The following is a 26,161-nucleotide window of genomic DNA, read 5'->3' as shown; positions in this document are numbered from 1 at the left end:
GGGGTAGGGGAAGGGCCGGACGACAGGATCGTCCGGCCCGGATGTCGGGATCATTCCAGCAGTTTGCCGATGCGGTCCACGGTTGCGATATCGGTGGCGATCCGGGCGGCGGCCGCGTCGGCCCCTTGCCAATAAACCAGTGCGCCGGTTTCGGCAGCGATGGCCTGTGCGCGCTCGCTCGTCACGGTTTTCTCCGCCACGGCGATGATTTTCTCACGCACGTCAGCGGGGGTGTCCTTGGTCACGAACAGCCCGTTCCACAGCGCGATGTTAAGGGTGTCGTCCAACTCGCCGATCGTGGGGGCGTCGGGCACCAGCGGGATACGCTCGTCGGTGATCGAGACCAGCACCTTGACGCTGTCGAGGCAGGGCAGGATCAGTTGCAGCGTGGTGTTGATCACATCCGCGTCGCCCGAGGCCAGCGTGTTGCAATCAAGCGCATCAAAGGCCGCGTCTGAGCCCCATTCGAACCCGGCATTCTTAGCGAAGGCCTTGGTTACTTGGGTGGGGGTCAGCACATCGCCAAAATGCCCCAGCGCCACATCGTTCGATTTGGCATAGTCTGCCAGTTCGGCCATGGTGGAATAAGGCGCGTCGGCGCTGGTGGCGATGACGAACGGATAGGTCAGGAAAACGCCCAGCGGGTCGAATTTGGCCGGGGTCAGTTCGTCGATGCCGATCTGGTGGCCGACAACCGGCACGCCGATCACGAATGACCCGATGGTGTAGCCATCAGCGGGGGCCTGTGCCACCTCGATCGCGCCGGGGAACGGCCCGCCGCCACCGCCGGGTTTGTTCACCACGGCTGCGGATACGCCGTATTCGGCCTGAAAATCTTCGGCGATCATCCGGGTCAGGACGTCTTCGAGATCGCCCGGTGGCCAGGGTACGATAAAGCTGACCGGCTTTTCAGGATACTCTGCCACAGCTGCGCCGGCTGTGACAGCCATGGCAAGAGCAAGTGCTCCGCCCATGAGTGTGGTTGGTTTCATTGCAGTCTCCCTGTTGTGTCGGTTCATTATGCAAACCGTTGGTTTTAAATTAGATTGACAGAGGAGCAGAGTTTCTGTCAACAAATTTAACATGTGTAGAGCATGCGCGGACGTTTCCGCCTGTTTCAAGCTGGAAAGAAAGGCCTTCAGCCCTATGGGGACAGTATCCAAAGCTTTGTCATTGCTCAATTATTTTGATCATGCCCGAAATGAAATCGGATTGAGCGATATGGCGCGGCTGTCGGGGATCAACAAAGCGACGGCGCATCGGCTGTTGAGCGAACTGGCCGAGCAGGGATTCGTGGAGCAGATCGGAACCGGGCGCGAATACCGGCTTGGGCCTGCATTTTTGCGGCTGGCGTCGCTGCGCGAGGCGGCGGTGCCGATGCGCGAAGTGTCGTTGAATGTGTTGCGGGCGCTGTCGGATGCGACCAACGAGACCGCGCATATGTCGATGCTGCGCGGCGCGCGGCTTGAGACGATCGCATATACCTACAGCCCACAGCACCGCACGCGGGTGATGATGGAGGACGCCGAGACCCTGGCGCTGCATGCGACCAGTTCGGGGTTGGCGGTTCTGGCCTTCAGCGCGCCGGAATTCGTCGACACGATTTTGGCCGGGCCACTGGATGCGCACACGCCGGATACGGTGACGGACCCGGCGCAGTTGCGCGCGCTGTTGGTGAAGGTGCGGCAGACCGGCATTGCCGATTATGTCGGCGGGTTTGAGGAAGACGTGCATTCACACGCCGCACCGGTTTTTGACGCGGCACAGGCGGTTGTGGGCGCGGTGGCCGTCGCGGCCCCGGTGGCGCGGATGGATGCGGATTTGATTGCGCATATCCGGGCCGAGGTGAAGCGCCACGCGCAGGATCTGTCGCGGCAGTTGGGCGGCCTTCCGCCCGACGGGTTCAATCAAGATTTCGGGGCGTGATGTGATGCGCGCCGCGACAAAACAGACAGGGGCAGGTGGTTCGCCTGTCCGATATTTGAAAGGGTAAGCCCATGAAAGACAGCAATTTTCTGAAGGAAAAGAACGCCCGGTCCCTGTGGCACCCAATGGCGCATCCGGCCGACAGTCAGGCCAACCCGCCGACGATCATAACGCAGGCGCATGGGGTGCGGATCTGCGATGTCGATGGTCACGAGGTTGTGGACGGGGTCGGCGGGTTGTGGAACGTCAACCTTGGTTTCTCGTGTGCGCCGATCAAGCAGGCCATCGCGGATCAGTTGGAGCGGCTGCCCTATTACTCGATCTTTCGGGGCACCTCGAACGATTGCGTTATTGAGCTGGCCGAGGAGCTGCGGGCATTCTTTGCCCCCGACGGGCTGAGCCGGGCGTTTTATACCTCGGGTGGGTCGGACAGTGTGGAGACGGCGCTGCGGCTTGCGCGGCAGTATCACAAGATCCGCGGCGAGGCGGGCAAGGTGAAATTCCTAAGCCTGAAGAAGGGATATCACGGGACGCATTTCGGGGGTGCCAGTGTGAATGGCAATGCCAATTTCCGCACCGCGTACGAGCCGTTGCTGCCCGGCTGTCATCATATCCCCGCGCCATATACCTATCGCAATCCGTTCAACGAGACCGACCCGGAGCGGTTGGCGCAGCTGTGTCTTGCGGCGCTGGAGGATGAGATCGCGTTTCAGGGGGCGGGCACCATTGCAGCGATGATCATGGAGCCAGTGCTGGGCGCCGGTGGGGTGATCCCACCGCATGCCAGCTTTATGCCAGCGGTGCGTGAAATTTGCAGTCGCAACAATATCCTGCTGATCGCGGACGAGGTGATCACGGCGTTCGGGCGGACCGGCGGTTGGACCGGAAGCCGCCACTGGGGCGTGAAGCCCGATCTGATGTGTACCGCCAAGGCGATCACAAACGGGTATTTTCCGTTCGGGGCGGTGATGATTTCCGATGCGGTGGCCGAGGTGTTTGAGGGCGACGAGACCGGCAAGGCCGCGATTGGCCACGGTTACACCTATTCCGGTCATCCGGTGGGGGCGGCGGCGGCGCTGGCCTGTCTGGCGGAAACCCGGCGGCTGAAGGTGAATGAAAACGCGGCGGCGCGCGGGGCGGAACTGCACGCCGGGTTGCTGGCCTTGCAGGAGAAATACGACGTGATCGGTGATGTGCGCGGCGGGCATGGGTTGATGTGCGCGGTCGAGCTGGTCAGTGATCGCGCCAGCAAGACGGCGATCGACAAGAAAAGCATCAACCGGGTGCAGGAGGAAACCTATCGCGCGGGGGCGATGGTGCGGGTCTCTGGGCCCAATATCATCCTGTCGCCGCCGTTGGTGCTGACATCTGACGATGTTGGCACGATCCTGACGGCAATGGACAAGGGGTTTGCCAGTCTTTGAACCGCAATGACGCAGGGTTCTGATTGTGTCGCGGTCCCCAGGCGATAGCCATGGGGGCGGATGCAAAAGGGGGCAACATGTCAGATACGCTTGAGGATTTTATCACGGTGCTTCAGCCGAAGGCCGCGGGCCGGATCAGGGGCACGGCCAAGCTGATTGTGACCGGCGAAGGCGCGGTGATGTTGGACGAGGCCGGCGCGCGTGAGGGCACACAGGACGAGGCGGCGGATGTGACGCTGACCGCGTCGGAAGCGGTGTTTCGCAAGATCATGTCGGGCGACCAGAACCCGATGATGGCCTTCATGTCGGGCAAGCTTAAGGTCGATGGCAATCCGCAACGCGCCCTGAAGGTCAGCGCAATTCTGACGGAGTAGGCCAAAGGCCGCAGCGCGTCGTCTGTTGCGGTTGCACAGGTGCGATGTGCGGGCGTAGTCTTTGGCCAGATCAAGGGCCCGAATGCGGGTGGGGAGAAGGCTGGCCGCCCGCATTACGGGGGCCGGGCCACAGAGGAGGAACGCATGACACAAACATTGGGCCGTCAAATCGGCATCGCGCGGCAGCACACAATCGGTGATCTGCTGCGCCGTTCGGCACGCAAGGTCGGGGATAAAACCGCAATCATCTGTGGCGAGGTCAGCTGGACCTATGCCGAGCTGGACGCGTTGTGCAACCGGTTGGCGCGCGGGCTGATGGAGCGCGGCATCGGCATCGGCGACCGGGTGGCGATTGTTTCGCGCAACTCGCACGCGTTTGCGGCGATGCGCTTTGCCATCGCGCGGGCGGGGGCGGTTCTGGTGCCGGTGAATTTCATGCTGAATGCCGACGAGATCGGGTTCATCCTGCGCAGCTCGGGCGCCAGAGCGGTGGCCTTTGGCCCGGAGTTTGCGGCCATCGCCGCCGAGGCAATGGCCAAGGATACCGCAGTTGAGTGGACACTGGGCTTGCCGGGGGAGGCGTTGCCTGCGGCACCTGCGGATGTGAGCTTTGACGCGTTGGGCACCGAGGACGATTCGGCGGTGTTGCTGGGGTTGGAGGGCGAGATGCTGGCGCAGATCGTTTACACCAGCGGGACGGAGAGCGCGCCCAAGGGGGCAATGCTGACCCACAGTTCGGTCATGTGGCAATATGTAAGCTGCATCGTCGACGGCGAGATGACCTCGAGCGATGTGATGCTGCATGCGCTGCCGATGTATCACTGTGCGCAGCTGGATGTGTTTGTGGGGCCTGCGATCTATCTGGGGATGACCAGCGTGATCACCGGGCAGCCCAGCCCCGATGTCATTCTGCCACTGCTGGAAAAGCACGGGATTTCGTCGTTCTTCTGCCCGCCGTCGGTGTGGATTTCGCTGTTGCGATCGCCTTTGCTTGAGACGACCGATCTGTCGAAGCTGGCCAAGGGATATTATGGCGCGTCGATCATGCCGGTTGAGGTGCTGAAGGAAATGCAGGCCCGGTTGCCGCAGGTACGGTTGTGGAACTTCTATGGTCAGACCGAGATTGCGCCGGTTGCCACGGTGCTGCCGCCCGAAGAGCAGTTGAGCAAGCCCGGATCTGCCGGGTTCCCGGCGCTGAACGTGGAAACGCGGGTGGTGGACGATCTGATGAACGATGTGGCTGTGGGTGAGGTGGGGGAAATCGTGCACCGCTCGCCGCAACTGATGACCGGGTATTTCAACGACCCCGTCAAAACGGCCGCGGCATTTGAAGGCGGCTGGTTCCATTCCGGTGATCTGGGGTGTGTCGACAAGGATGGTTATATCGCCGTGGTCGATCGCAAGAAGGACATGATCAACACCGGCGGCGAAAATGTGTCGAGCCGCGAGGTGGAGGAGGTGATTTACCTTCTGCCGCAGGTGTCCGAAGTGGCGGTGATCGGCCTGCCGCATGAACGCTGGATCGAGCAGGTGACGGCGGTGATCGTTCTGAAAAGCGGCCATAGCGCCGAGGTCGAGCACGTCATGGCACATTGCCGCGAGGTGCTGGCGCATTTCAAAGTGCCCAAGCGGGTCGAGTTCATCGACACGCTGCCGAAAAACCCAAGCGGAAAAATTCTGAAGCGGGATCTGCGCATTGCCTTTGGCAGCAGCGGCAGTGCGGTCTCGTAAGCAGAGGTGGCGGTGGGAAAATGCCCACCCTACGCCTGCGTCTGGTGGGGTGGGTCAGCCCGCGTTGGCGCGTTCGATATAGGCACGCAGCTCTTCTGCCTCGTGGCGGGCTTCGCGCAGCCCTTCCATCGTGGCGGCCAGCTCTGCCTCGGCCTGAGCCAACTGATTGGTCAGTTCGGCCTCGCGCTGTTGCAGATAGGTGATCGCCTGATCGCGGGTTTCTTCGGCTTCGTGCAGTTCCTGCGCCATGCGCTCCAGCTCGCCGATGTCGGCTTTGGACACGCGGGTGAAGCGGTGGATCAGCCAGTTCGCAAACCAGCCCGTGCAAAAGGCGACAAACAGGATAATCGCGGTTGCGATAATAAATTCAGTCCTACTCATCGTTTGATCCTTCCTCAGAGGCGGCATCTGCGGGGTTGATCACCTCTTCCGCCGCAATGTCTGCGCCTTCTTCGGACGTTTGTTCCGCGCTTTCAAGCGTTGTTTCCGTCTCGCGGGTCACCTTCGGGCGGATCAGACGGAACTCGATGCGGCGGTTGGCCTCTCGTCCCTCTTCGGTGTCGTTGCCAGCCACGGGATCGGCTTCGCCATAGCCAGTGGCATTCAGCGCATTGGTCGGTACGCGCCGTTCGCGCAGCGCGTTCAGAACCGCCTGAGCGCGGGCCTGTGACAATTGCTGGTTCATCTCTTCGCGACCCTGACTGTCAGTGTGGCCGCTGATTTCCATCCTGACTTCGCCGCAAAGCTTGAGGATATCGGCGATGTCGTCGATGACAACGCGCGCTTCGGAATCGGGTGTGTCCGAGCCGGGTTCGAAATTGATCTTCCGGGTGGACAGGATTTCGGCGATCTGCGCTTCGCATTCGTCGGGCGTGGGAATCGAGGCGATCGGGTCGAGCTTTTCGAGATAGGTGACGTTGAGTTCGAACCGTTCGGCGTCGCCCAGCTTGTCGACCATCAGCCGGGCAATTTCGGCACTGGCATCGGGGTTGCCGGTGTTGCCCGACACAGTGATCAGGTCCGGCGTGACGTTCAGGGCGCCGTTGGACAGGCGCGACAGGGCGTCGATCCCGGTCAGCACGCGCAAGGGCCAGCTTTTGGGCAAGGTATCATCCAGCCGCGCGGCGGTGTGCACGGACTTGGTGCCAAACCGGGCATGGGCGAAGCTTTCAGAAGCGCTGCGGGTCAGTTCATCGTTCAGCCGCCCGCGCAGCTGTACCAGCCCTTCGGGCGACAGGGTGGCGACAAATTCGGGGGTGCCTTGTTCGGATGTCCTTTCCGGCTTGGGCAGCACGGGGTGCAGGGCGAACACGGTTGGCAGGTTGTTTTCCAGCTCGCCGACGACGCGATCAAACAGCGCCTGATCGGTGCCTTCGGCGGCGACCAGAGTGATATCGGCATCGGCAAAGGTGACGGACCCGGCGCCGAGCTCTTTCAGCGCGACAATGGCACGTTCAACGGCGGTGCCCCATTTGGGCGAGGGCACGCCCAGCCCGATGGTGCAGCTGGCCTTGTCGGACAGTCCGGCGCTGACGGCGGCAGCCAGAATGCGGCGGCGCGCCTCGTCATCGTCGGCCGAGCAGGCATCGAAGCGGGCGCCAGCCTCGTCGATCAGGAAGCGCAGGGTGAACGGGGTGATCACCGGGCGCGGGGCGGAAATGTCCAGCATCATCCGGGTATCTGACGGAACAGCGCGGGACAGTTCGGTTTCCATGCGGCGCTTTTCGGTGGGGCTGTCGGACATGGCGGTAATCACGACCTCGCCAGCTGACGCCGAGATTTTCGAGCGCGGCAGGGTCTTGAGCGCTTTGAGCGCAAAGCCAAGCGCCTCGTCCCAGCCTTCGGGCACGGGATAGTCGGCGGTTTGCAGCAGATCGGAAACCTGCCCCTCGTTCGCGAGGGCGGTGATCTGGCGCACCAGCGCCTGACGGTCTGTTGCGGCGGGGACAAGCCCGATCAGCGACACGCCGCTGTCATTGCGCAGAATCTCGACCGAGAAGCGTGGCGGTTCGATCAGGGCGCTGTCCTGCACTGTCATCTGGTCGATCACCCGCGCGGCATCGACAATGCCGCCGGTGACGGACAGCGCTTTGAACCGTACGGCTTCGGATGGGGCGGTGCCGGTCAGAAAGACCTGAAGCCCGTCGGCGTGCACCTCGGCCCAGTGCATTGCATTGTCATCCAGAGCCTGACGCACGCTGTATTCGGAATTATCCTCGATCACATTCCCGGCGAATCCTGCGGTGATGAGGCTCAGCCCGGCGGCAAGGGCGAAGGTGACGGCAGTGATGACAATCGAAGACAGACGCATTGGGGCCAACACTTGTAGTTATTGATGGGTGATCTTTAGGCGTGCCGCGCCCGGTGCGCAATCAAAGGAAAGCGGCACCGGCGAAAAACAGCAAGGGGATCAGGCCGGTGTCGCGGTTGGCGCGAAACAGCATCAGGCAGGCTTCGGGGTTTTCGGTGTTGAGCTTGCGCAGCTGCCACAGCATGTGCCAGCCCATCACCCAAGGGCCCGCCAGTGCCGCAAGAATGGCAAACGGCTGGCCGCGCTGGCCAAGCATCGCCGACAGCACCGCCATTGCCATCAGCCCGACCGTCAGCACCATGAAGCGCCGCAGCCAGACCGGGGTTTGATCGGCGAACAGCCGCGCGGTGGATTTCACGCCGATCAGGGCGTCATCCTCTTTGTCCTGATGGGCATAAATCGTGTCATAGAACAGCGTCCATGCGATGCCGGACATATACAGCAGAAAGGCCGCCGGGTGCAGTGATCCGGTGTGCGCCACCCAGACCAGCAAGGCGCCCCAGTTGAACGCCAGCCCCAGAAACACCTGCGGCCACCACGTGAACCGCTTGGCAAAGGGATAGATCGCCACGGGCAGAAGCGAGATTACCCCCATGATAATCGCCGCCGTGTTGAAGGTCAGCAGAATGGCAAAAGCGATCAGCGCCTGTGCCAGCATCCATACCGCAGCTTGGCGGGCGCTGACCTGACCTGAGGGGATGGGGCGCGATTTCGTACGCTCTACTGCCGCGTCAAAGTCACGGTCGGTGATGTCATTCCATGTGCAGCCCGCGCCGCGCATCAGCCAGGCCCCGGCGCCGCAAGCGACGAAGATCCACAGATCCTGCCAGCGCGGTTGGCCGTCATGCAAGATTGCCAGCGCCAGCCCCCACCAGCACGGCAACAGCAACAGCCACGTTCCGATCGGCCGATCCGCGCGCGACAGCCGCAGATAGGGGCGGCTGGCGGGCGGCGCATAGCGATCCACCCAATTGCCGCGTACGGCGTCGGAAACCTGGCCTGCGGGCTCTGGTGTCTGGGTCTGGTCGGGCATAAGATCGGGTCCATGACTATGAAGATCCGCCTTTATGTAGAGCACCCTTTGGGGCAGGAGCAAACGGTTCCTTTGGACCGCGATCAGGCGCATTACCTGTTTGGGGTCATGCGGCAGAGTGTGGGGGCGCAGGTGGCGCTGTTCAACGGGCGCGATGGCGAGTGGCGGGCCGAGGTTGTCGAGGCCGGAAAACGCGGCGGTGTATTGGCGTGCCGTGAGCAGACCAAGCCGTTGCAGATGCCGCCCGATCTGTGGCTGCTGTTTGCTCCGATCAAAAAGGCGCGCACCGATTTCATCGTCGAAAAGGCGGCTGAAATGGGCGCGGCGCGGATCATTCCGGTGCAGACCGAGTTCACCAATTCCGAGCGTATCCGGCAGGATCGGTTGCAGGCCCATGCCGTGGAGGCCGCTGAGCAATGTGGCGGCACCTATGTGCCCGAGGTCAGCGAGTTGCACCGGCTGGACCGGCTTTTGGCCGACTGGCCCGAGGGGCGGCAGTTGCTGTTTTGTGACGAGGCCGCGGCGGGCGCGGGGCTTGCTTTGGATCCTGCGCTGCGCGGGGCACAAGCGCCCTGGGCGATTCTGATCGGGCCCGAGGGCGGATTTTCCGAGGCGGAGCGGGCCAAGCTGAAGGCGCTGCCGTTTGCGCATACCATCAGCCTTGGCCCGCGCATTCTGCGGGCCGATACGGCGGCGGTGGCGGCGATGACGCTGTGGCAGCAGGCGCTTGGGGATTGGCAGTGAGCTTTCTGCGCCCCGAGGCACAGGCCGCGTTGCGGCGCTGGCGCGAGCCGGTTGTGGCATTGGGAATCGTTTTGATCGGGGTGCGATGGGCGCTGATCGGGCTTGGGCCGCTGCGCTGGATCGGGGGCATCGTGGTTTTGGCAGGGGCGGCGGGCCTTGGGTTTGTCGCGCTACGCCGCGCGCGCTTTGCGCGGATGGCTGGCGGGGCCGGGCTGGTCGAGGTGGATGAGGGCGTGGTCAGCTATTTCGGCCCGGTTTCTGGCGGGTCGCTGGCGATTTCGGCGCTGAGCGCGATCCGTCTGTTACGTATGGGCGAGGGGCAGCAGGTGTGGCTGCTGTCGGCGCCCGGCGAGGCGCCGCTGCACATCCCGGTTGATGCCGAGGGAAGCGAGGCGCTGTTCGATGTCTTCGCCGCTTTGCCCGGCATGCAGACCGAGGCGATGTTGCGCGCCCTGCGCAGGCCCGCGTCTGACGATGTGTTGATCTGGCGCTCAAACCCGATGCGCTTGCATTGACTTTGCCGGGTTTAGCGCTCAATCCTGCCCGAACCTGAGACAATGACCGGAGCGCGACATGTCCATTCCACAATCCGGCGGCGGGCCGATCGAAGATCGTTCGCAGCTTGCAGAATATTTGTCAAGCGGTTGTAAACCAAAGGAAAATTGGCGAATCGGGACCGAGCATGAGAAGTTCGGGTATTGCAAGGATACGTTGAAGCCCATTCCTTATGCTGGCGAACGGTCGGTTCTGGCGGTGCTGGAGGGGCTGCGCGACGGCCACGGTTGGAACCCGGTCGAGGAAGCTGGCAAGCTGATCGGGCTGGAAAAAGACGGTGCCAATGTCAGCCTTGAACCCGGCGGGCAGCTGGAGCTTTCAGGCGCGCCGCTGGAGACGATCCACGAGACCTGTGACGAGGTGAACGCCCATCTGCGCGACGTGAAAGACATCGCGGACAAGGTCGGTGTTGGCTTTATCGGCTTGGGGGCCGCGCCGATCTGGACCCATGACGAGATGCCGCTGATGCCCAAGGGGCGGTATAAGCTGATGAACAGCTATATGCAGAGCGTCGGGACGATGGGCACCTCGATGATGCGCCGGACCTGCACCGTGCAGGTGAACCTTGATTTCGCGTCCGAGGCCGACATGGTGCAAAAGCTGCGCGTGGCGCTGGCGTTGCAGCCGGTGGCGACGGCGCTGTTCGCCAATTCGCCCTTCTTCGAGGGCAAGCCGAATGGCCACAAAAGCTGGCGCAGCCGGATCTGGCGCGATCTGGACCCGGCCCGCACCGGCATGTTGCCCTTTGTGTTCGAAGAGGGCTTCGGGTTTGAGCGCTATGTGGACTATGCCCTTGATGTGCCAATGTATTTTGTCTATCGCGACGGCAAGTATATCGACGCGCTGGGGCAATCTTTCCGCGACTTCATGAAGGGCGAACTGCCTGCGCTGCCCGGTGAGACGCCGACGCTGAGCGATTGGGCAGACCATCTGACGACGGCCTTCCCCGAGGCGCGGATCAAGAAATACATGGAAATGCGCGGTGCCGATGGTGGCCCGTGGCGGCGGCTATGTGCCTTGCCGGCGCTTTGGGTCGGGCTGATGTACGATCAGAGCGCGCTGGATGCGGCGTGGGATCTGGCCAAGGGCTGGGATGCGGAAACGCGCGAAGGCCTGCGGGTGGCGGCCAGTGTTGATGGGCTTCAGGCGCAGGTGGGCGGCGTGAAAATGCACGATCTGGCACGCGAGGTTCTGGCGATTGCCGAGGGCGGGCTGAAGGCGCGGGCGCGTGTGGGGGCGGGCGGGTTGATCCCGGACGAGACCCATTTCCTGAATGCGCTGAAGGAAAGCGTGGACAGTGGCAAGACCCCGGCGGATGAATTGCTGGAGCATTACCACGGCGACTGGAACGGCGATCTGAGCCGGATTTACGCCGAGTATTCCTACTGATTTCGATGGGTCGTTGTGACCGGTGAAAAGGTTTGGCGCAACGGGGGGAAACCGCCGTTGCGTTAAGTTTTTCCGAGGCTGGATTTCGCGGACTGCGGCGGTGTGAAAATCATGCACAACGCATGCACATGTGATGCATATGCGATGGGCGCTGACGGTGGGGGGCCGCAGTGCGCCGAGACCGGAGGATCGCCGAGGGAACCGAGGCCTTTGGCGGCGCTTACTTCTTGCCGATCTTGGGTTCGGTGCCCGCGCGCAGCCGCGTGATGTTGGCGCGGTGGGTCCAGAAGATCAGCAGGGTCAGCGCGGCCCCGAGCGCCAGCATCTGGCCATGGCCGAACAGCACCATCCAGATCGTCGACATGGCGGCGGCCATCAGCGCGGCGAAGGATGATATCCGCAGCAGCAGCGCCGAGACCAGCCATGTGGCGCAGGCGGCAAGGCCCACGGGCCAGGCCAGCGCCAGCAGCAGACCAAGGAACGTGGCCACGCCCTTGCCGCCCTTGAAGCCCAGCCAGACCGGGAAGCAGTGCCCAAGGAAGGCCATCAGCCCGGCCAGTTGCGCCGCATCCTCGGATGCGAAGGCGCGGGCCAGCAGCACGGCGGCAGCGCCTTTGCCGCCATCCAGCAGCAGGGTCAGGGCGGCTGCCTTTTTATTGCCGGTGCGCAGCACGTTGGTGGCGCCGATATTGCCCGAGCCGATAGAGCGCAGGTTGCCCAGCCCCATGGCCTTGGCCAGCAGCATGCCGAAGGGGATCGACCCGAGCAGGTAGCCAAGCGCGCCCCAGAGCGCGAGCATGGCAAGCGGGGTGGTAAGGTCGGGCATCAGGCGTCTCCGAAGATCTGTTTACCACCAACGAAGGTGGCCTGCACCTTACCCTGCATCCGCTGGCCGTCAAAGGGCGTGTTTTTCGACTTGGAGTGCAGTTTGAACCGGTCGAGCACGAAGGGCGCGTTGGCATCGAACAGCACCAGGTCAGCCGGGGCGCCGGGGCTGAGGCGGCCTTGGGGCAGGCCGAGGCGTTTGGCCGGGTTCAGCGCCATGGCGCGGAACAGTTGCGGCAGCGTCAGGTCGCCCGAGTGGAACAGGCGCAGGGCGGCGGGCAGGAAGGTTTCAAGGCCGACGGCACCCGAGGCGGCTTCCTCGTAGGGCAGGCGTTTGGATTCCTCATCCTGCGGGGTGTGCATCGAGCTGATCGTGTCGATCAGCCCGTGGCGCAGGGCCTCGACCACGGCCATGCGGTCCTCTTCCGAGCGCAGGGGCGGTTTGATCTTGAAGAAGGTGCGGTAGTCGGCGACGTCGAGTTCATTCAACGTCAGGTGGTGGATCGAGGTGCCGGCGGTGATGTCCAGCCCGTTGGCCTTGGCGCGTTCCAGCGCGGGCAGGGCGCGGGCGGTGGTGATCTGATCGGCGTGGTATTTTGCGCCGGTCATTTCGATGATGGCGATATCGCGGTCCAGCCCCATGCGCTCGGCCATGGGGGACACGGCGGGCAGGCCGCGCAGCGAGGCGAATTTGCCCGAGGTCACGGCAGCACCTTTGCTGAGGATCGGTTCCTGCGGGTGGGCGATGACCAGCGCGCCCAGGCTGCGGGCATAGGTCAGCGCGCGCGAGAACACTTTGGTGTCGCTGATCACGCGGTCGCAATCCGTGAAGGCGACGGCACCGGCATCCATGAGAAAGCCGATCTCGGTCATCTCGCGGCCATCGCGGCCTTTGGTCAGGGCAGCCATGGGGACGACGCGCACCGGGGCGGCCTCGTTCGCGCGGCGGGTAACGAATTCCAGCGTCTCGGGGCTGTCGATGGCGGGGGCGGTATCGGGGCGGGTGACGATGGTGGTGACGCCGCCGGCGGCGGCGGCGAGGCCTGCGGATTTGAACGATTCCTTGTGGCGCTCGCCGGGTTCGCAGACTTTGACGCCGATATCGACGATGCCGGGGGCAAGGTGCTTGCCGCCGCCGTCGATCACATGTGCGCCGTCGGGCACGGCGATTTCGGCGCCAACCGCGGCGATGTGGCCGTTTTCGATCAGCAGGGCGCCGTGGGTGACCGACCCGGCCTGAGGGTCGATCAGGTGGACATTGGTGATCAGCGTGGGGGTCATGGGCGTTTTCCTTCGAGGGCCTGATCCAGCGCAGTGCGCAGAGTATCCATCCGGTCGGCGACGACGGGCCAGACCACGGTCCAGCTGCGCATGATGCCGTTCTGGCCGCTGAGGGTGAGGAGCGCGGGCAGATTAAGCGCGCGGCGCAGCGGGCCACGGGTGAGGGTGAAGTTGGCGCTGTCGCCAAAGGGCAGCGGCTGTTCAATGTCGCCCTGCACGCGGACCGGGCCGGTGGGGGTCAGGGTGAACCGAACGCGGGGGCGTTCAAGAAACCAGATCATCGCATAGCGCAGGCCCAGAAATGCGGCGAGGATCAGGGTGATCCACAGCGGGTTCAGGCCAACTTGGGGCCCGAAGGCCCAGCCAAGGCTGAGCAGGATCAGGGTCACGGGTGTGGCGGCACCGCTGAAAAGGTGGAGCGGGTGGCGGGCGTAGACCTCGGCCAGGGATTGCGACCAGAGCGGCTGGGTCATGCGGTGTCCTTCTGGCGGTCAGCTTGGCGTTCTGTGCGCTGGATGTCGCGCATCAGGCGGTACACCTCGGGGGCGTCGGGAATGCGGTGAAAGCCAATGCGGCTGTTGCCGGTGTTGCCGCGATTGCCGCGCCGGGGCTGCGTGGCGAACCACACGGTGCCGGGGGTGGTGTCGGTCAGCGAAAGCCGGGTATCGGCGGTGATCGGGAAGGACCGCAGCCGTTTGCCCCGCAGCGGCATGTCCGTGGCGATGAAGGCGCGCTGATTGCTGAGGGTGTACCAACTGTTGCGCCGCCGCAGGGGACCACCCAACACCGTGGTGAAGACGATCCCCAGACCGGCGCAGAAATGGATCAGCCCGAAGGCCCAGAAAAACCCGCCCGAACGCGCGGCCATCACCATCCAGAACAGCGCAAACCCGGCAAAGGCGATTCCAAAAAGTGCGCTGCCCAGTTTGGGAAGTGTCAGCGCCAATGCGGTATCCGGGCGGCCCTGCCACAGGATGACCTCATCCCGGTTCAGGATGTTTTCCCAACCGGCGGGGGGAGGGGGGCTTGGCTGCGTCATCCGCGCCCTCCGGCCATGGCGCGGCGCAGGCGCGAGCGGGTGGCGTCGCGGTCGGCCTGATACTTCAGCAGATGTTTGTCGCCGCTGTTGGTCACGATCTGCACGGCGCTGCCGAGGGTGCGCAGCTGTGCGATTTCGGACAGGCGCACGGTGCGGTTCTGCGGGCCAAGCAGGCGGGTTTCGGTCATGTCCCAGCGTGCCTGAAGTTCATCCGAGGCGACATAGAAGGCGCGCACGGCGATGGCCGCCAGCCCGCCGACCGCCCCGGTCCAGACATGCGGGTTGCCCGCGATCCACAGCGCGGCCATGCCAATGGCCATGGCACCGGCGGCCATCCAGGCGTGATCGCGCCAATAGGCGCTTCGGTCGGGGCGAAAGCTGTGTTGCACGGTTTCGCCTGCGGCGAGCGGTGCGGTGGGGGTCATCGAATGGTAGCCGTCAGTCATTGGTCCCCTCCGTAGAATGCGGATTGTGCCTGAAGGATGCGGCGGCGGGCCTCGGCCGGGTTGCGGATATAGCGGATCGAGGTTGCGGTGCCGTTTTCCAGCCCGATCCGCAGCGTCCACCAGAACCACAGGCGCAGCCGGGAGATGGCCGACAGCGGGATGCTGGCGTTTTCCTCGGGGGATTGGGCGTTTTCAAAGATCATGCGTTGCGAGGTCAGGTGCCAGCGCTCGTCCCGGTGGGCGACCCAGTTGCTGTAGTCGTCGAAGATGAAGACATAGAGCACGGTCAGGATCGGCAGCGAGATCAGCCACTGGGTCCAGCTGACGATGCCGATGCCACCAAGGGCGAGGGCGGTGGCAAAGCCCAGCAGCAGCGCGCGCTGGGCGAAGACTGCGAGGCTGGGTTGCCAGCTGCGCAGGTAGGTTTCATGCGGCAGCAGGGGCGTGTCGAGGGGCGGCGCGTCAGACATATACTCCCTGCCCTTCGACCCGTGTGCGCAGGTTTCTGGCCAGCAGGTCCATCGCGGCCATGCGCACGGCGACGCCCATTTCGACCTGTTCCTGAATAACGCTGCGGTTGATGTCATCGGCCAATGTGCCGTCGATTTCAACGCCGCGGTTCATCGGGCCGGGGTGCATGACGATGGCGTCGGGTTTGGCAAAGCCGAGCTTTTCAGCATCCAGCCCGTAGCGGTGGTAATACTCGCGCTCGGACGGGATGAAGCCGCCATCCATGCGTTCCTTTTGCAGGCGGAGCATCATCACCACGTCGACGTCTTTCAGGCCTTCGCGCATGTCCTCGAACACCTCGACGCCGAAGTGTTCGATGCCTGCGGGCATCAGGGTGGGTGGGCCGATCAGGCGGATGCGGTTTTCCATCTTGCCCAGCAGCATGATGTTGGACCGGGCCACGCGGCTGTGGGCGATATCGCCGCAAATGGCGATGCTGAGGCGGTGCAGGCGGCCCTTGGCGCGGCGGATGGTCAGGGCATCCAGCAGGGCCTGAGTGGGGTGTTCGTGCCGCCCGTCGCCCGCGTTCAGCACGGCGCAGTTGACCTTTTGTGCCAGCAGATCGACCGCGCCGGAATGCGGGTGGCGCACAACCAGCAGGTCGGGGTGCATGGCGTTCAGGGTCATGGCGGTATCAATCAGGGTTTCGCCCTTCTTGATCGAGCTGGCCTGCATCGACATGTTCATGACATCCGCGCCCAGCCGTTTTCCGGCCAGTTCGAAACTGGCCTGCGTGCGGGTCGAATTCTCGAAGAACATGTTGATCTGAGTGAGCCCGGCCAGCGCATCGCTGCGCTTTACGTCGCGGCGGTTCAGGTCGACATATTGGTCGGCCAGATCCAGCAGGGTGGTGATCTCGGACGGGTGGAGGGGTTCGATCCCCAACAGATGCTTCTGCGTGAATGTCATCTCACCCTCCATACCGGCGTTGCCCGCTTATAGGAAGGCCGCGCGGGGGGGGCAAGATTTCTGCTTTCAACTTGATGAAAATACTCAAATGCCGCTGTCGGGCCGGGTGGTGCGTTTTGTCGGCTTTCGGCGCGCCGCGAAGGCGGATAGCGTGGCGGAATGGATTCGGCATTGGATTATCATACGGCCAAAGCACTGCTGGAGTGGCAGATCGAGCTGGGCGCGGACGAGGCGATCTGTGATCAGCCCGTTGACCGCTATGCGCAGGCCGCACAGCGGCCCAAGCCGGTTGCGGTGGGCGCAGGGGCACCTTTTCCGCAGGTTGCGCAGGCGGTTGATCCGGTGGCCGAGGCGCGGGCGATGGCGCAGGGCGCGGGCGATCTGGCGGCGCTGCGGGCGGCGATGGCGGCCTATGAGCATTGCGAGCTGAAGCGGGGCGCGCGCAATCTGGTGTTCAGCGAAGGGCACGCCAGCGCCCGCGTGATGATCATCGGCGAGGCGCCGGGGCGCGATGAGGACCGCGAGGGGCGGCCTTTTGTCGGGCAGGCCGGGCATTTGCTGGACCGGATGCTGGCGGCGATCGGGTTGGACCGGGGCGCGCAGGTGCGCGAGAGCGCGGTTTACATCACCAACGTGCTGCCGTGGCGCCCGCCACAGAACCGTGATCCGCAGCCCGAAGAGATTGCCATGATGCTGCCGTTTGTGGAGCGGCATGTGGCACTGGTGCAGCCGGATGCGGTGGTGCTGATGGGCAACATCAGTTGTCAGGCCTGTTTGGGGCAGCGCGGCATCACCCGGTTGCGCGGGCAGTGGGCCGAGGCGTTTGGCGTGCCTGCTTTGCCGATGTTTCACCCGGCGTATCTGTTGCGGACGCCTGCGGCCAAGCGCGAGGCTTGGGCCGATCTGTTGTCGCTGAAGGCGCGGTTGGAGGCCAAGGCATGAGCGTTGATCCGGTTGTGTTTCTGGCATTTATTCCAGCGGCTTTGGCGCTGAACCTGACGCCGGGGGCGGATATGATGTTCTGCCTTGGGCAGGGGGTGCGATCGGGGCCGCGCCCGGCGGTTGCGGCCAGCGCGGGCATTTCGGCGGGGGCGTTTGTGCACGCTCTGGCGGCGGGTCTGGGCCTGAGCGCGCTGATCGCGGCGCAACCGGGGGCATTTGACGTAATCCGCTGGGTCGGTGTGGGCTATCTTTTGTGGTTGGCGGTGCAATCGTTGCGGATGGGGGCGGTGCCATCGGGCGCGCCTGCGGTGCCTGCGGCGCGGGCGTTCCGCGAGGGGATGGTGGTGAACCTGACCAACCCCAAGGTGATCCTGTTCGTGCTGGCGTTCATCCCGCAGTTTGTCGATCCGGCGCGTGGATCAGTCTTGGGGCAGTTCCTGATTTTCGGCGCGGTTCTGGCGCTGGGCGGATTTGTGATCAACGGGCTGGTGGGGGTTTTCGCCGGAAGCATCGGTCGGCGGTTGACCGGAAACCCGGCGTTTTCACGCTGGCTGGGCCGGGTCAGCGCCGGGATTTTCGCCGCACTGGCGCTGCGGCTGGCGGTTTTGCAGAAAGGCTGAGCATGGCACGGATTGATGAGAGCAAAGAGTTTATCCCGGTGCGGATTGCGGTGCTGACGGTGTCGGACAGCCGGAGTTTGGCCGAGGACCGCTCGGGCGATACATTGGTGGGGCGGATCGAGGGCGCGGGGCATATTCTGGCCGACCGCAAGATCATCCGCGACGAGCGCACGGATATTGCGGCGCAGTTGCGGGTGTGGATCGCCGACAAGGATGTGGATGTGATTATCTCGACCGGGGGGACCGGGTTGACGGGGCGCGACGTGACGGTCGAGGCGCACCGCGATGTATATGAGAAAGAGATCGAGGCGTTCGGCACGGTGTTCACCATCGTGTCGATGCAGAAGATCGGCACCAGCGCCGTGCAAAGCCGCGCCACGGGGGGCGTTGCGGGGGGCACTTATCTGTTTGCGCTGCCGGGCAGCACCGGGGCGTGCAAGGATGCGTGGGATGAAATTTTGTGCCATCAGCTGGATTATCGCCACATGCCCTGTAACTTTGTCGAGATTTTCCCGCGTCTGGAAGAGCATAAGCGACGGAAGTGACGGGATGCCGCGTTATAGACGTATAGTTTGGCATTTGCTCTGAGTCGGCTAGTTAATACACTTACGCGGTGAATGCCCGCAGTCCGAGGTCTGATCCCACATGCGATTTCTGCGCCAAAGCCTGACCGGTTTGTTCCTGATGTCGCTGACATTGGGGATGGTGATTTATGCCGGCGCCATGGTGCGCGATGCGATCCAGGCCCGGCTGGCCAAAGAGGCGCATGTGCCACAGGCGCGCGAGCGGGTGTTCGCGGTCACGGTCGTACAGGCCGAACCACAGACGCTGAGCCCGGTTTTGACCGCCTTTGGTCAGGTCCAAAGCCGTCGCACGCTGGAGATCCGGGCGGCGGTGGCGGGCACGGTGATCGAGCTGTCGCAGGATTTCGAGGAAGGCAGCAGGGTCGAGGCCGGGCAGGTCTTGGCGCGGATTGATCCGGCGAATGCGCAATCGGCGCTGGACCGGGCGAAGAATGATCAGTTGGATGCCGAGGCCGAGACCCGCGATGCGGCGCGCGCGCTGGAGTTGGCGCGCGATGAGCTGTCGGCGACCCAAGAGCAGGCAGAGCTGCGCGAACGCGCGTTTCAGCGGCAAAAAGAGCTGTCCACGCGGGGGGTTGTGACCGATGCGGCGGTGGAGACGGCCGAGCTTGCGGCCTCGTCCGCGCGGCAGGCGGTTGTGTCGCGGCGCCAAGCGCTGGCGCAGGCTGAGGCGCGAGTGGATCAGGCGGCGACCACGTTGGCGCGGGCCAGCATCGCGCTGGCCGAGGCCGAGCGGCGGTTGGCGGACACGGTGATCCGGGCGGGGTTTTCGGGCACGCTGGATCAGGTGGCTGTGGTTGAGGGCGGTCTGGTCTCGCTCAACGAGCAGTTGGCGCGGTTGATCGACGGTGATGCGCTGGAGGTGGCGTTTCGGATTTCCACGCCGCAATACGCGCGGCTGCTGGATGCGCAGGGACGGCTTATTCCGGCGCCGGTACAGGTGACGCTGGATGTGTACGGCGTTGATCTGGTCACCCCCGGACAGATCAGCCGCGACAGTGCGGCGGTGGGCGAGGGGCAGACCGGTCGGTTGATCTTTGCCCGGATTGATCAGCCGCGCGGGCTGAAGCCGGGCGATTTTGTCAGTGTCGCAGTGGAGGAACCGCCGTTGGAGCGCGTGGTGCGGTTGCCGTCGAAGGCGCTGGATTCTGCGGGCAATGTGCTGGTTTTGGACGACGACGAGCGGCTTGAGGCGTTGGCAGTGGAGTTGCTGCGGCGGCAGGGCGACGATGTTCTGGTGCGCGCGCCAGGCCTTGCCGGGCGCGAGGTGGTGGCCGAGCGCACACCACTGTTGGGCGCGGGGATCAAGGTGCGGGTATTGCGCCCGGCCGAGGAGGCAGCAGTGGCTGCTGAAGTGCCAGATATGGTCGAGCTGAGCGCCGAGCGGCGGGCGCGGTTGGTGTCGTTTGTCGAGGACAATCAGGCGCTGCCTGCGGATGTGCGGACCCGGATCCTGACCCGGTTGCAGGACGAAAAGGTGCCTGCGCAGATGGTTCAGCGGCTTGAATCCCGGATGGGGGGATAGGGCATGGTGCGCGCGATCCCGGAGGCTGCGGGCGGGATACTGTCGTATTTCACGCGCCACAAGACGGCGGCGAACCTGTTGCTGGTCATTTTGATGATCGCGGGGCTGACCGCGGTGCCGCGGATGCGGGCGCAGTTCTTTCCCGATGTGGTGGTGGATGATGTCACGGTCTCGGTCGTGTGGAAGGGCGCCGGGGCCGAGGACGTGGATGCGGCCATCGTGCAGGTGCTGGAACCCGGTCTGTTGGTCGTCGAGGGCGTGGAAAGCAGCGAAAGCTCCAGCCGCGAGGGGCGGGCGACAATCACGCTGAGTTTCGAGCCGGAATGGGACATGGGCCGCGCCGCCGACGAGGTGCAGGCGGCGGTGGACACGGTGACGACCCTGCCCGAGGAGGCCGAAGAACCGCGCATAACCCGTGGGGCGTGGCGCGACCGGGTGACGGATGTGGTGATCACCGGCCCGGTGGCACCACCGCAGCTTGGCCGGTTTGCCGATGAATTCGTTGTCCGGCTGTTTGCGGCAGGGGTGACGCGGGCCACGATCCGGGGGGTGGCGGGGCCGGAAACGGTGGTCGAGGTGCCCTCGGTCAACCTGATTGCACATGATGTGACGATGCAGCAGATCGCCGAGGCCATTGCCGAAGAGGTGGATACCGATCCGGCGGGCGATGTGACCGGGGCCAATGCGCGGGTGCGGACCGGGGTGGAAAAACGCTCGCCCGAGCAAATCGAGCGGATCGTTTTGCGCTCGAACGACGATGGGTCAAGCCTGACGGTGGGCGATGTGGCGCGGGTGTTGCGGCTGGAATCGGACCGTCAGCGCAGCTATTTCGTGGGCGACAACCCGGCGATTTCCGTGCGGATTGATCGGTCTGCGGCGGGTGACGCGATCAAGATCCAGCGGCAGGTCGAGGATGTGGCGGACGCCTTGCAGGCGACCTTGCCGCAGGGGGTGCAAGTTGATCTGATCCGCACCCGCGCCGAGGCGATCAGCGGGCGTTTGAACATTCTGATCGACAATGGTGCGATGGGGCTGCTGTTGGTGGTGGCGCTGCTGTTCTTGTTCCTGAACGCGCGGATCGCGTTCTGGGTTGCGGCGGGCATTCCGGTGTCGATGCTGTCGGCGATTGCGCTGATGTATATGGCGGGGTTGACGATCAACATGATCAGCCTGTTTGCGCTGATCATCACGCTGGGCATTGTGGTGGACGATGCCATTGTGGTCGGCGAGCACGCGGACGCGCGCCTGCGCAAGCTGGGCGAGGGGCCGGTTCAGGCGGCGGAAAATGCCGCGCGCAAGATGGCGCTGCCGGTGTTTTCGGCCACGTTGACCACCGTCATCGCATTTTTCGGGCTGACCGCGATTGGCGGGCGGTTTGGCGATATGATCGCCGATATTCCGTTCACGGTGATTGTGGTCTTGGCGGCCTCGTTGGTGGAGTGTTTTCTGATCCTGCCGAACCACATGTCGCATGCGCTGACGCATTCGGCCAAAGAACATTGGTATGACTGGCCCAGCCGGATGGTGAACCGTGGGTTTGTCCGGGCGCGCACGGCGCTGTTTCGGCCGATGATGGCCGGGGTGGTCTGGGCGCGGTATCCGGTGCTGGCGGGGGTTATTCTGATCCTGGCCAGCCAGCTTGCGCTGTTCGCGCGCGGGGATGTGCCGTGGCGGTTCTTCAACTCGCCCGAGCGCGGCAGCGTGACCGGAAATTTCGCCATGCTTGAAGGCGCGACGCGGTCGGAGTCGTTGGAGATGATGCGCGAAATGCAGCGCGCGACCGAAGAGTTGGGGCGCCAGTACGAGGCGCGCTATGGTCGCAATCCGATTGACTACGTGGTGGCCGAAATTGGCGGCAATTCGGGGCGACCTTTGCCCGGTGCGGACAGCAAGGACGAGGATTTGCTGGGCGGGATTGCCATCGAACTGATCGACGCGGATCTGCGGCCCTATTCCAGTTTTGCCTTTGTCGCGGATTTGCAGGAGGCGTTGCGCCAGCATCCGATGACCGAAACGCTGAGTTTTCGCGGCTGGCGGTCGGGGCCGGGCGGCGAGGCGTTGGATGTGCAGTTCTATGGCGCGTCGGCGGATACGCTGAAACAGGCCAGCGAGGCGCTGAAACAGGCGCTGGCGCGGTTCCCCGAGGTGTCGGCGGTTGAGGATAATCTGGCCTATGACAAGCAGGAGCTGATCCTTGAGCTGACGCCGCAGGGGCAGGCGCTGGGGTTCACCATCGACGGGTTGGGTCGGGTGTTGCGGCACCGGCTGAACGGGTTGGAGGCGGCGACCTATCCCGAGGGGCCGCGCAGTGCCTCGATCCAGGTGGAGCTGCCGGAGAATGAGCTGACTGCAGATTTTCTGGAGCGGATGCAGCTGCGCTCGCCTGCGGGGGAATATGTGCCGCTGGCGGATATTGTCAGCGTCACGACGCGCGCCGGGTTTTCGACGGTGCGGCGGGAAAACGGGCTGCGGGTGATTTCGGTCACGGGCGACATTTCCGAAGATGATCCGGCCCGCGCAGCCGAGATCAGCGCGGCGCTGGAAAGCGAAATCCTGCCGCGCATTGCCAGCGAAAAGCAGGTGGAGTGGCGGATGTCGGGCCTGGCAGAGCAGGAAAGCGATTTCCTGTCCGAGGCGCGCACCGGTCTGACCCTGTGTCTGGCGGGGATTTATCTGGTGTTGGCCTGGGTGTTTTCCAGTTGGACCCGGCCCTTGGTGGTGATGGCGATTATTCCGTTCGGATTGGTCGGAACGATCTGGGGTCATGCGCTGTGGGATGTGCCGTTGTCGATGTTCAGTGTGGTCGGGCTGTTGGGGATGACGGGGATCATCATCAACGATTCCATCGTTTTGGTGTCGACGATTGACGAATATGCCGAGGAACGCGGGTTGGTGCCGTCGATCATCGACGGGACGGCGGACCGGCTGCGCCCGGTGTTGCTGACGACGCTGACCACGGTTCTGGGGCTGGCGCCGCTGTTGTATGAAACCTCGCAGCAGGCGCAGTTCTTGCGGCCGACGGTGATCACGCTGGTGTACGGGCTGGGGTTCGGGATGGTTCTGGTGCTGCTTGTGGTGCCAGCCTTGATGGCGATCCAGCAGGATGTGATGCGGCAGGTGGTGGCGTTGCGGCGGGCGATCCGGGTGCCGGGGCTGCGGGTGCCGGTGGCGATTGGCGCCGCGGGTGTTGTGGCTTGGTTGGCGCTGACGCTGGGCTGGGCGGTGTGGCAGGGTGCGGTGTATCCGCCGCTGGCCGCGTTGCTGCCGGAAGCGGCGGGATCGGCACCGATGGCGGTGGCGCTGGGGCTGTTTCTGGCCGGTGCGGCGCTGTGGGTGCTGGTGCTGTTCGCGGTGTCGGCGGTGACCTATGGGCTGCGCTGGCGGCGGGCGGCGCAGGGCCCGGATCAGGGCGCCGCTGGGCAGCCCTGAATATCGACCGCGTGCCGGGTGCCAAGCACGGTGATGCGGATGCCGGAGCGGTCGAGCGCGAAGGCGCCGCCTTCGACATGCATCAGTTGGGTTTCCACATGCAGGCGGTTGCCGGTGCGGCTGGTTTCGGCCTCGGCCACCCAGACCTGTGGGTCGGCGGTTTCAACCACGGCGTATTCCTCGGCTCCGGCAGAGGGCAGGGTGATGTCGGCGCTGAGCAAAAGCCCGTCAGCGGTGGGAGAGACGGCGCAGTGGACCGCGCTTAGCCCGGCCTTGTCGCCCGAAAAGGGTTGGCTGGCCAGCGCCGAGGCAATGGCAGGATCGGGGCGGGTGGCGCCCTGTGGCAGCGACAGATCAAAGCTGAGGTCCGCAGGCACGCAGATGTCGTTGCAGATGCCGATCTGAAGCTGGCCTTTCAGGGTGATCGGTTTGCCGACGTTTTGCGGGGTCAGGACCAGCGGCAGGATCAGTTCGTGCTTATACCCGACCGAGCGCATGCCGTTTTGCGAGAACACCACTGGTGTTGGCCATTGCGGCGTGGCGTTGGTCAGGTTGCGCGATCCGGCCCAGCGGATCGAGGGCGGAATGCCCGCGTCCCCCGGCGCACGCCAATAGGTTTTCCAGCCCGGCGCCAGTGTGATCCTGAGCGCCGCGATATGCGTGCCGTTGGCTTGATGCCAGCCCGGCAGGACCTCGAGCCGGACCATTTCGGCATAGGGGTTGGTGGCGGCGGCAGGCGCGGCAAAGGCGAAGCTTGCCAGAAGGGACAGGAGCGTGCGTTTGATCATGTACTCTGAGATGCGGCAAAACGCGTGCAAAGCCAACTCACTTTCGGGCGAGGCGCGCGTGTGTGGGCTTGGGGGCACGTTTTTCAGGCGCGGTGCTGGACCGGCGGGGCAGGGATGCCTATTTGTAGGGAAGCCACAGGATTGGACAGGATTGGACTGCCAGAATGGATCTGACCGGAAAGCTGTTGATTGCCATGCCCGCGATGGGCGACCCCCGGTTTGAAAAAGCGGTGGTGCTGATTTGTGCCCATTCCGATGAGGGCGCGATGGGGTTGATCATCAACAAGCCCACGGGCGAGCTGAGCCTGAAGGATATGTTGGAGCAGCTGTCGATCGAAGCCGGGCCGAAGACGCGGGAGATTGGCGTTCATATCGGCGGGCCGGTCGAGACCGGGCGGGGCTTTGTGCTGCACTCTCTGGATTATGTCTCGTTTCTGAATACGCTGCGGGTCGAGGGCGGCTTTGGCCTGACGGCGACGCTGGATGTGCTGGAGGAACTGGCGGAGGGCAAAGGCCCGGAGCAGGCGATTCTGGGGCTTGGCTATGCCGGGTGGGGACCGGGGCAGCTTGAGGCCGAGATTGCGCAGAACGGCTGGCTGACCTGTGACGCGAGCGCCGAGTTGGTGTTCGCCACGGCGGATCGCGACAAGTGGCAGGCGGCGTTGCGCAGTCTTGGGGTTGAGGCGTTGATGCTGTCGCCCGAGGCCGGTCACGCCTGACACCGGCGGTGCAGTGAGTATTTTTGTCAGAAAGAAACCACAGTCAGGCGCATGATATCAGTCGCGCGGCGCGGCGGCACGGCGGAGGCGGTCGTTGATGGCGCGGCCAAGGCCGGTGTCCGGAATCGGCGAGACGGCGATGCCCTTGGGCTGTTTTGCATCCAGCGCGTGCAGGTGGTGGAAGAGGTTTGCCGCAGCTTCGGTCAGGGAGCCGGTTGGCGACAGGTTGAGGGCGCAGTCCACCGGGCCGAAGCCGAGCAGGAGTTCGTCGGCGGTGGTGCTGGTGGCATTCAGGCGGACGCGGGCGCCGGGGGCGTAATGTGACAGCATCTGGCCGGGGGCGGTCAGCGGATCGGCGGTTGTGTGATGCGCCAGCGGCGCGCCGAGGATCTGTTCGATCGCTTCGGCGGGGATGCCGCCGGGGCGCAGCAGGGTGGGCGTGCCGGACAGGCCGAGAATGGTGGATTCGACGCCGACGGGGCAGGGGCCGCCATCCAAGATCGCCTCGATCCGGCCTGAGAGCCCTTCGGTGACATGGGCGGCGGTGGTGGGGCTGATCTTGCCTGACGGGTTGGCCGAGGGCGCGGCGACGGGGCCATCGAAGGTGCTGAGCAATTGGTGCGCCAGCGGGTGGGCCGGGACGCGAATGGCAAGGGTTGGCAGTTCGGCCGTGACCAGCGGCGACAGGCCGGTGCCGGGTTTCAGTGGCAGTACCAGCGTGAGGGGGCCGGGCCAGAAGGCGCGGGCCAGTTTTTCGGCGGTATCCGACCAGGTGACATAGCGCTGTGCGGCGCTGGCCGAGGCGACATGCACGATCAGCGGGTTGAAGCGCGGGCGGCCTTTGGCCTCGAATATGCGGGCGACGGCCAGATCGTTGCGGGCATCGGCGCCGAGGCCGTAAACCGTTTCGGTCGGGAAGGCGACAAGCCCGCCTGCGGAAAGCAATTCCGCGGCGCGGGACAGCCCGGAGGCGTCAGGCGATAAGTGTTCGGTTTGAATATTGTTCATGACCCTATGACGCCGCGTTTTGATTGAAGGGGGCGTGCGCTTCTTTACA

Annotated in this window: 26 protein-coding genes; 13 read left to right on the top strand and 13 right to left on the bottom strand. The window is 64.3% G+C overall.

The window, feature by feature from the left end:
- Positions 1–50: 50 nt before the first annotated feature.
- Positions 51–992 (bottom strand): tripartite tricarboxylate transporter substrate-binding protein, encoded by a 942-nt coding sequence (locus BSF79_RS03715; RefSeq protein WP_090268424.1) that lies wholly within the window; start codon positions 990–992, stop codon positions 51–53.
- A gap of 91 nt (positions 993–1,083) precedes the next feature.
- Between BSF79_RS03715 and BSF79_RS03710 the strand changes: the two genes are divergently transcribed.
- The 4 genes from BSF79_RS03710 (at position 1,084) to BSF79_RS03695 (ending at position 5,455) form a co-directional block, all read left to right on the top strand.
- Positions 1,084–1,926 (top strand): IclR family transcriptional regulator, encoded by an 843-nt coding sequence (locus BSF79_RS03710; protein ID WP_342741838.1) that lies wholly within the window; start codon positions 1,084–1,086, stop codon positions 1,924–1,926.
- A gap of 71 nt (positions 1,927–1,997) precedes the next feature.
- Complete coding sequence (locus BSF79_RS03705; protein WP_090268421.1) at positions 1,998–3,350, top strand: aspartate aminotransferase family protein; 1,353 nt, start codon at positions 1,998–2,000, stop codon at positions 3,348–3,350.
- Positions 3,351–3,427: 77 nt separating this feature from the next.
- Complete coding sequence (locus tag BSF79_RS03700) at positions 3,428–3,724, top strand: SCP2 sterol-binding domain-containing protein (protein ID WP_090268708.1); 297 nt, start codon at positions 3,428–3,430, stop codon at positions 3,722–3,724.
- A 144-nt stretch (positions 3,725–3,868) separates the two neighbouring features.
- Positions 3,869–5,455, top strand: coding sequence for an acyl-CoA synthetase (locus tag BSF79_RS03695; RefSeq protein ID WP_090268418.1), 1,587 nt, complete (start codon positions 3,869–3,871; stop codon positions 5,453–5,455).
- 54 nt (positions 5,456–5,509) lie between these two features.
- Here the strand turns inward: BSF79_RS03695 and BSF79_RS03690 are convergent, their stop codons facing one another.
- The 3 genes from BSF79_RS03690 to ubiA form a co-directional block, all read right to left on the bottom strand.
- Entirely contained in the window at positions 5,510–5,836 is a 327-nt protein-coding gene (locus BSF79_RS03690) for a hypothetical protein (RefSeq protein ID WP_090268416.1), read from the bottom strand.
- Positions 5,829–7,766, bottom strand: a complete 1,938-nt coding sequence (locus BSF79_RS03685) for an OmpA family protein (RefSeq protein ID WP_090268414.1) — start codon at positions 7,764–7,766, stop codon at positions 5,829–5,831. The genes BSF79_RS03690 and BSF79_RS03685 overlap by 8 nt, the downstream gene beginning before the upstream one ends.
- 61 nt (positions 7,767–7,827) lie before the next feature.
- A complete protein-coding gene (gene ubiA, locus BSF79_RS03680; RefSeq protein ID WP_245776308.1) occupies positions 7,828–8,799 on the bottom strand; it encodes a 4-hydroxybenzoate octaprenyltransferase in 972 nt (323 codons plus the stop codon).
- 12 nt (positions 8,800–8,811) lie between these two features.
- Between ubiA and BSF79_RS03675 the strand changes: the two genes are divergently transcribed.
- From BSF79_RS03675 to BSF79_RS03665, 3 genes are read left to right on the top strand one after another with little or no spacing between them, the layout of a single operon-like run.
- Positions 8,812–9,543 (top strand): 16S rRNA (uracil(1498)-N(3))-methyltransferase, encoded by a 732-nt coding sequence (locus tag BSF79_RS03675; RefSeq protein WP_090268410.1) that lies wholly within the window; start codon positions 8,812–8,814, stop codon positions 9,541–9,543.
- Positions 9,540–10,058, top strand: coding sequence for a hypothetical protein (locus BSF79_RS03670; protein ID WP_245776307.1), 519 nt, complete (start codon positions 9,540–9,542; stop codon positions 10,056–10,058). The genes BSF79_RS03675 and BSF79_RS03670 overlap by 4 nt, the downstream gene beginning before the upstream one ends.
- Before the next feature lie 58 nt (positions 10,059–10,116).
- Positions 10,117–11,487 (top strand): glutamate--cysteine ligase, encoded by a 1,371-nt coding sequence (locus BSF79_RS03665; protein ID WP_090268408.1) that lies wholly within the window; start codon positions 10,117–10,119, stop codon positions 11,485–11,487.
- A 220-nt stretch (positions 11,488–11,707) separates the two neighbouring features.
- Here the strand turns inward: BSF79_RS03665 and plsY are convergent, their stop codons facing one another.
- Genes plsY through BSF79_RS03630 form a run of 7 tightly spaced genes read right to left on the bottom strand, consistent with a single transcriptional unit; the run spans position 11,708 to position 16,497 of the window.
- Positions 11,708–12,313 (bottom strand): glycerol-3-phosphate 1-O-acyltransferase PlsY, encoded by a 606-nt coding sequence (plsY, locus tag BSF79_RS03660; protein ID WP_090268406.1) that lies wholly within the window; start codon positions 12,311–12,313, stop codon positions 11,708–11,710.
- Complete coding sequence (pyrC, locus tag BSF79_RS03655; RefSeq protein WP_090268404.1) at positions 12,313–13,593, bottom strand: dihydroorotase; 1,281 nt, start codon at positions 13,591–13,593, stop codon at positions 12,313–12,315. The genes plsY and pyrC overlap by 1 nt, the downstream gene beginning before the upstream one ends.
- Positions 13,590–14,066, bottom strand: coding sequence for a hypothetical protein (locus BSF79_RS03650; protein ID WP_090268402.1), 477 nt, complete (start codon positions 14,064–14,066; stop codon positions 13,590–13,592). The genes pyrC and BSF79_RS03650 overlap by 4 nt, the downstream gene beginning before the upstream one ends.
- Positions 14,063–14,632, bottom strand: coding sequence for a hypothetical protein (locus BSF79_RS03645; protein WP_090268400.1), 570 nt, complete (start codon positions 14,630–14,632; stop codon positions 14,063–14,065). Before BSF79_RS03645 ends, BSF79_RS03650 begins: the two co-directional genes overlap by 4 nt.
- Positions 14,629–15,078 (bottom strand): hypothetical protein, encoded by a 450-nt coding sequence (locus BSF79_RS03640; RefSeq protein WP_090268398.1) that lies wholly within the window; start codon positions 15,076–15,078, stop codon positions 14,629–14,631. Before BSF79_RS03640 ends, BSF79_RS03645 begins: the two co-directional genes overlap by 4 nt.
- Entirely contained in the window at positions 15,075–15,548 is a 474-nt protein-coding gene (locus tag BSF79_RS03635; RefSeq protein ID WP_090268396.1) for a hypothetical protein, read from the bottom strand. The genes BSF79_RS03640 and BSF79_RS03635 overlap by 4 nt, the downstream gene beginning before the upstream one ends.
- The gene (locus BSF79_RS03630; protein ID WP_090268706.1) at positions 15,541–16,497 is read right to left on the bottom strand and encodes an aspartate carbamoyltransferase catalytic subunit; all 957 of its coding nucleotides are present in this window, start codon (positions 16,495–16,497) and stop codon (positions 15,541–15,543) included. The genes BSF79_RS03635 and BSF79_RS03630 overlap by 8 nt, the downstream gene beginning before the upstream one ends.
- A gap of 159 nt (positions 16,498–16,656) precedes the next feature.
- Here BSF79_RS03630 and BSF79_RS03625 point away from each other — a divergent pair, with 159 nt between their 5' ends.
- From BSF79_RS03625 to BSF79_RS03605, 5 genes are all read left to right on the top strand, one after another.
- A complete protein-coding gene (locus BSF79_RS03625; RefSeq protein ID WP_090268394.1) occupies positions 16,657–17,439 on the top strand; it encodes a uracil-DNA glycosylase in 783 nt (260 codons plus the stop codon).
- A complete protein-coding gene (locus BSF79_RS03620) occupies positions 17,436–18,059 on the top strand; it encodes a LysE family translocator (RefSeq protein ID WP_090268393.1) in 624 nt (207 codons plus the stop codon). The genes BSF79_RS03625 and BSF79_RS03620 overlap by 4 nt, the downstream gene beginning before the upstream one ends.
- 2 nt (positions 18,060–18,061) lie before the next feature.
- Entirely contained in the window at positions 18,062–18,604 is a 543-nt protein-coding gene (gene moaB / locus BSF79_RS03615) for a molybdenum cofactor biosynthesis protein B (protein WP_090268391.1), read from the top strand.
- A gap of 100 nt (positions 18,605–18,704) precedes the next feature.
- A complete protein-coding gene (locus BSF79_RS03610; protein ID WP_090268389.1) occupies positions 18,705–20,168 on the top strand; it encodes an efflux RND transporter periplasmic adaptor subunit in 1,464 nt (487 codons plus the stop codon).
- 3 nt (positions 20,169–20,171) lie between these two features.
- Entirely contained in the window at positions 20,172–23,597 is a 3,426-nt protein-coding gene (locus tag BSF79_RS03605; protein WP_090268387.1) for an efflux RND transporter permease subunit, read from the top strand.
- On the opposite strand, the gene BSF79_RS03600 is transcribed toward BSF79_RS03605, so the two are convergent.
- Positions 23,573–24,385 carry a protein-disulfide reductase DsbD domain-containing protein gene (locus tag BSF79_RS03600; RefSeq protein ID WP_090268385.1) on the bottom strand — a complete coding sequence of 271 codons (813 nt, stop codon included), beginning with the start codon at positions 24,383–24,385 and terminating at the stop codon, positions 23,573–23,575. The genes BSF79_RS03605 and BSF79_RS03600 overlap by 25 nt on opposite strands.
- Before the next feature lie 164 nt (positions 24,386–24,549).
- Here BSF79_RS03600 and BSF79_RS03595 point away from each other — a divergent pair, with 164 nt between their 5' ends.
- The gene (locus tag BSF79_RS03595) at positions 24,550–25,104 is read left to right on the top strand and encodes a YqgE/AlgH family protein (protein WP_090268383.1); all 555 of its coding nucleotides are present in this window, start codon (positions 24,550–24,552) and stop codon (positions 25,102–25,104) included.
- A 57-nt stretch (positions 25,105–25,161) separates the two neighbouring features.
- Here BSF79_RS03595 and BSF79_RS03590 read toward each other — a convergent pair whose 3' ends face one another.
- Positions 25,162–26,112, bottom strand: coding sequence for an L-threonylcarbamoyladenylate synthase (locus tag BSF79_RS03590; RefSeq protein ID WP_090268380.1), 951 nt, complete (start codon positions 26,110–26,112; stop codon positions 25,162–25,164).
- Positions 26,113–26,161: the final 49 nt, after the last annotated feature.

It is taken from the genome of Thalassovita taeanensis (assembly GCF_900110775.1).
GTDB classification, from domain to species: Bacteria; Pseudomonadota; Alphaproteobacteria; order Rhodobacterales; family Rhodobacteraceae; genus Litorimicrobium; species Litorimicrobium taeanense.
Note: the sequence above shows the minus strand (reverse complement) of the source record. Positions and strands in the feature narration are given on the sequence as shown.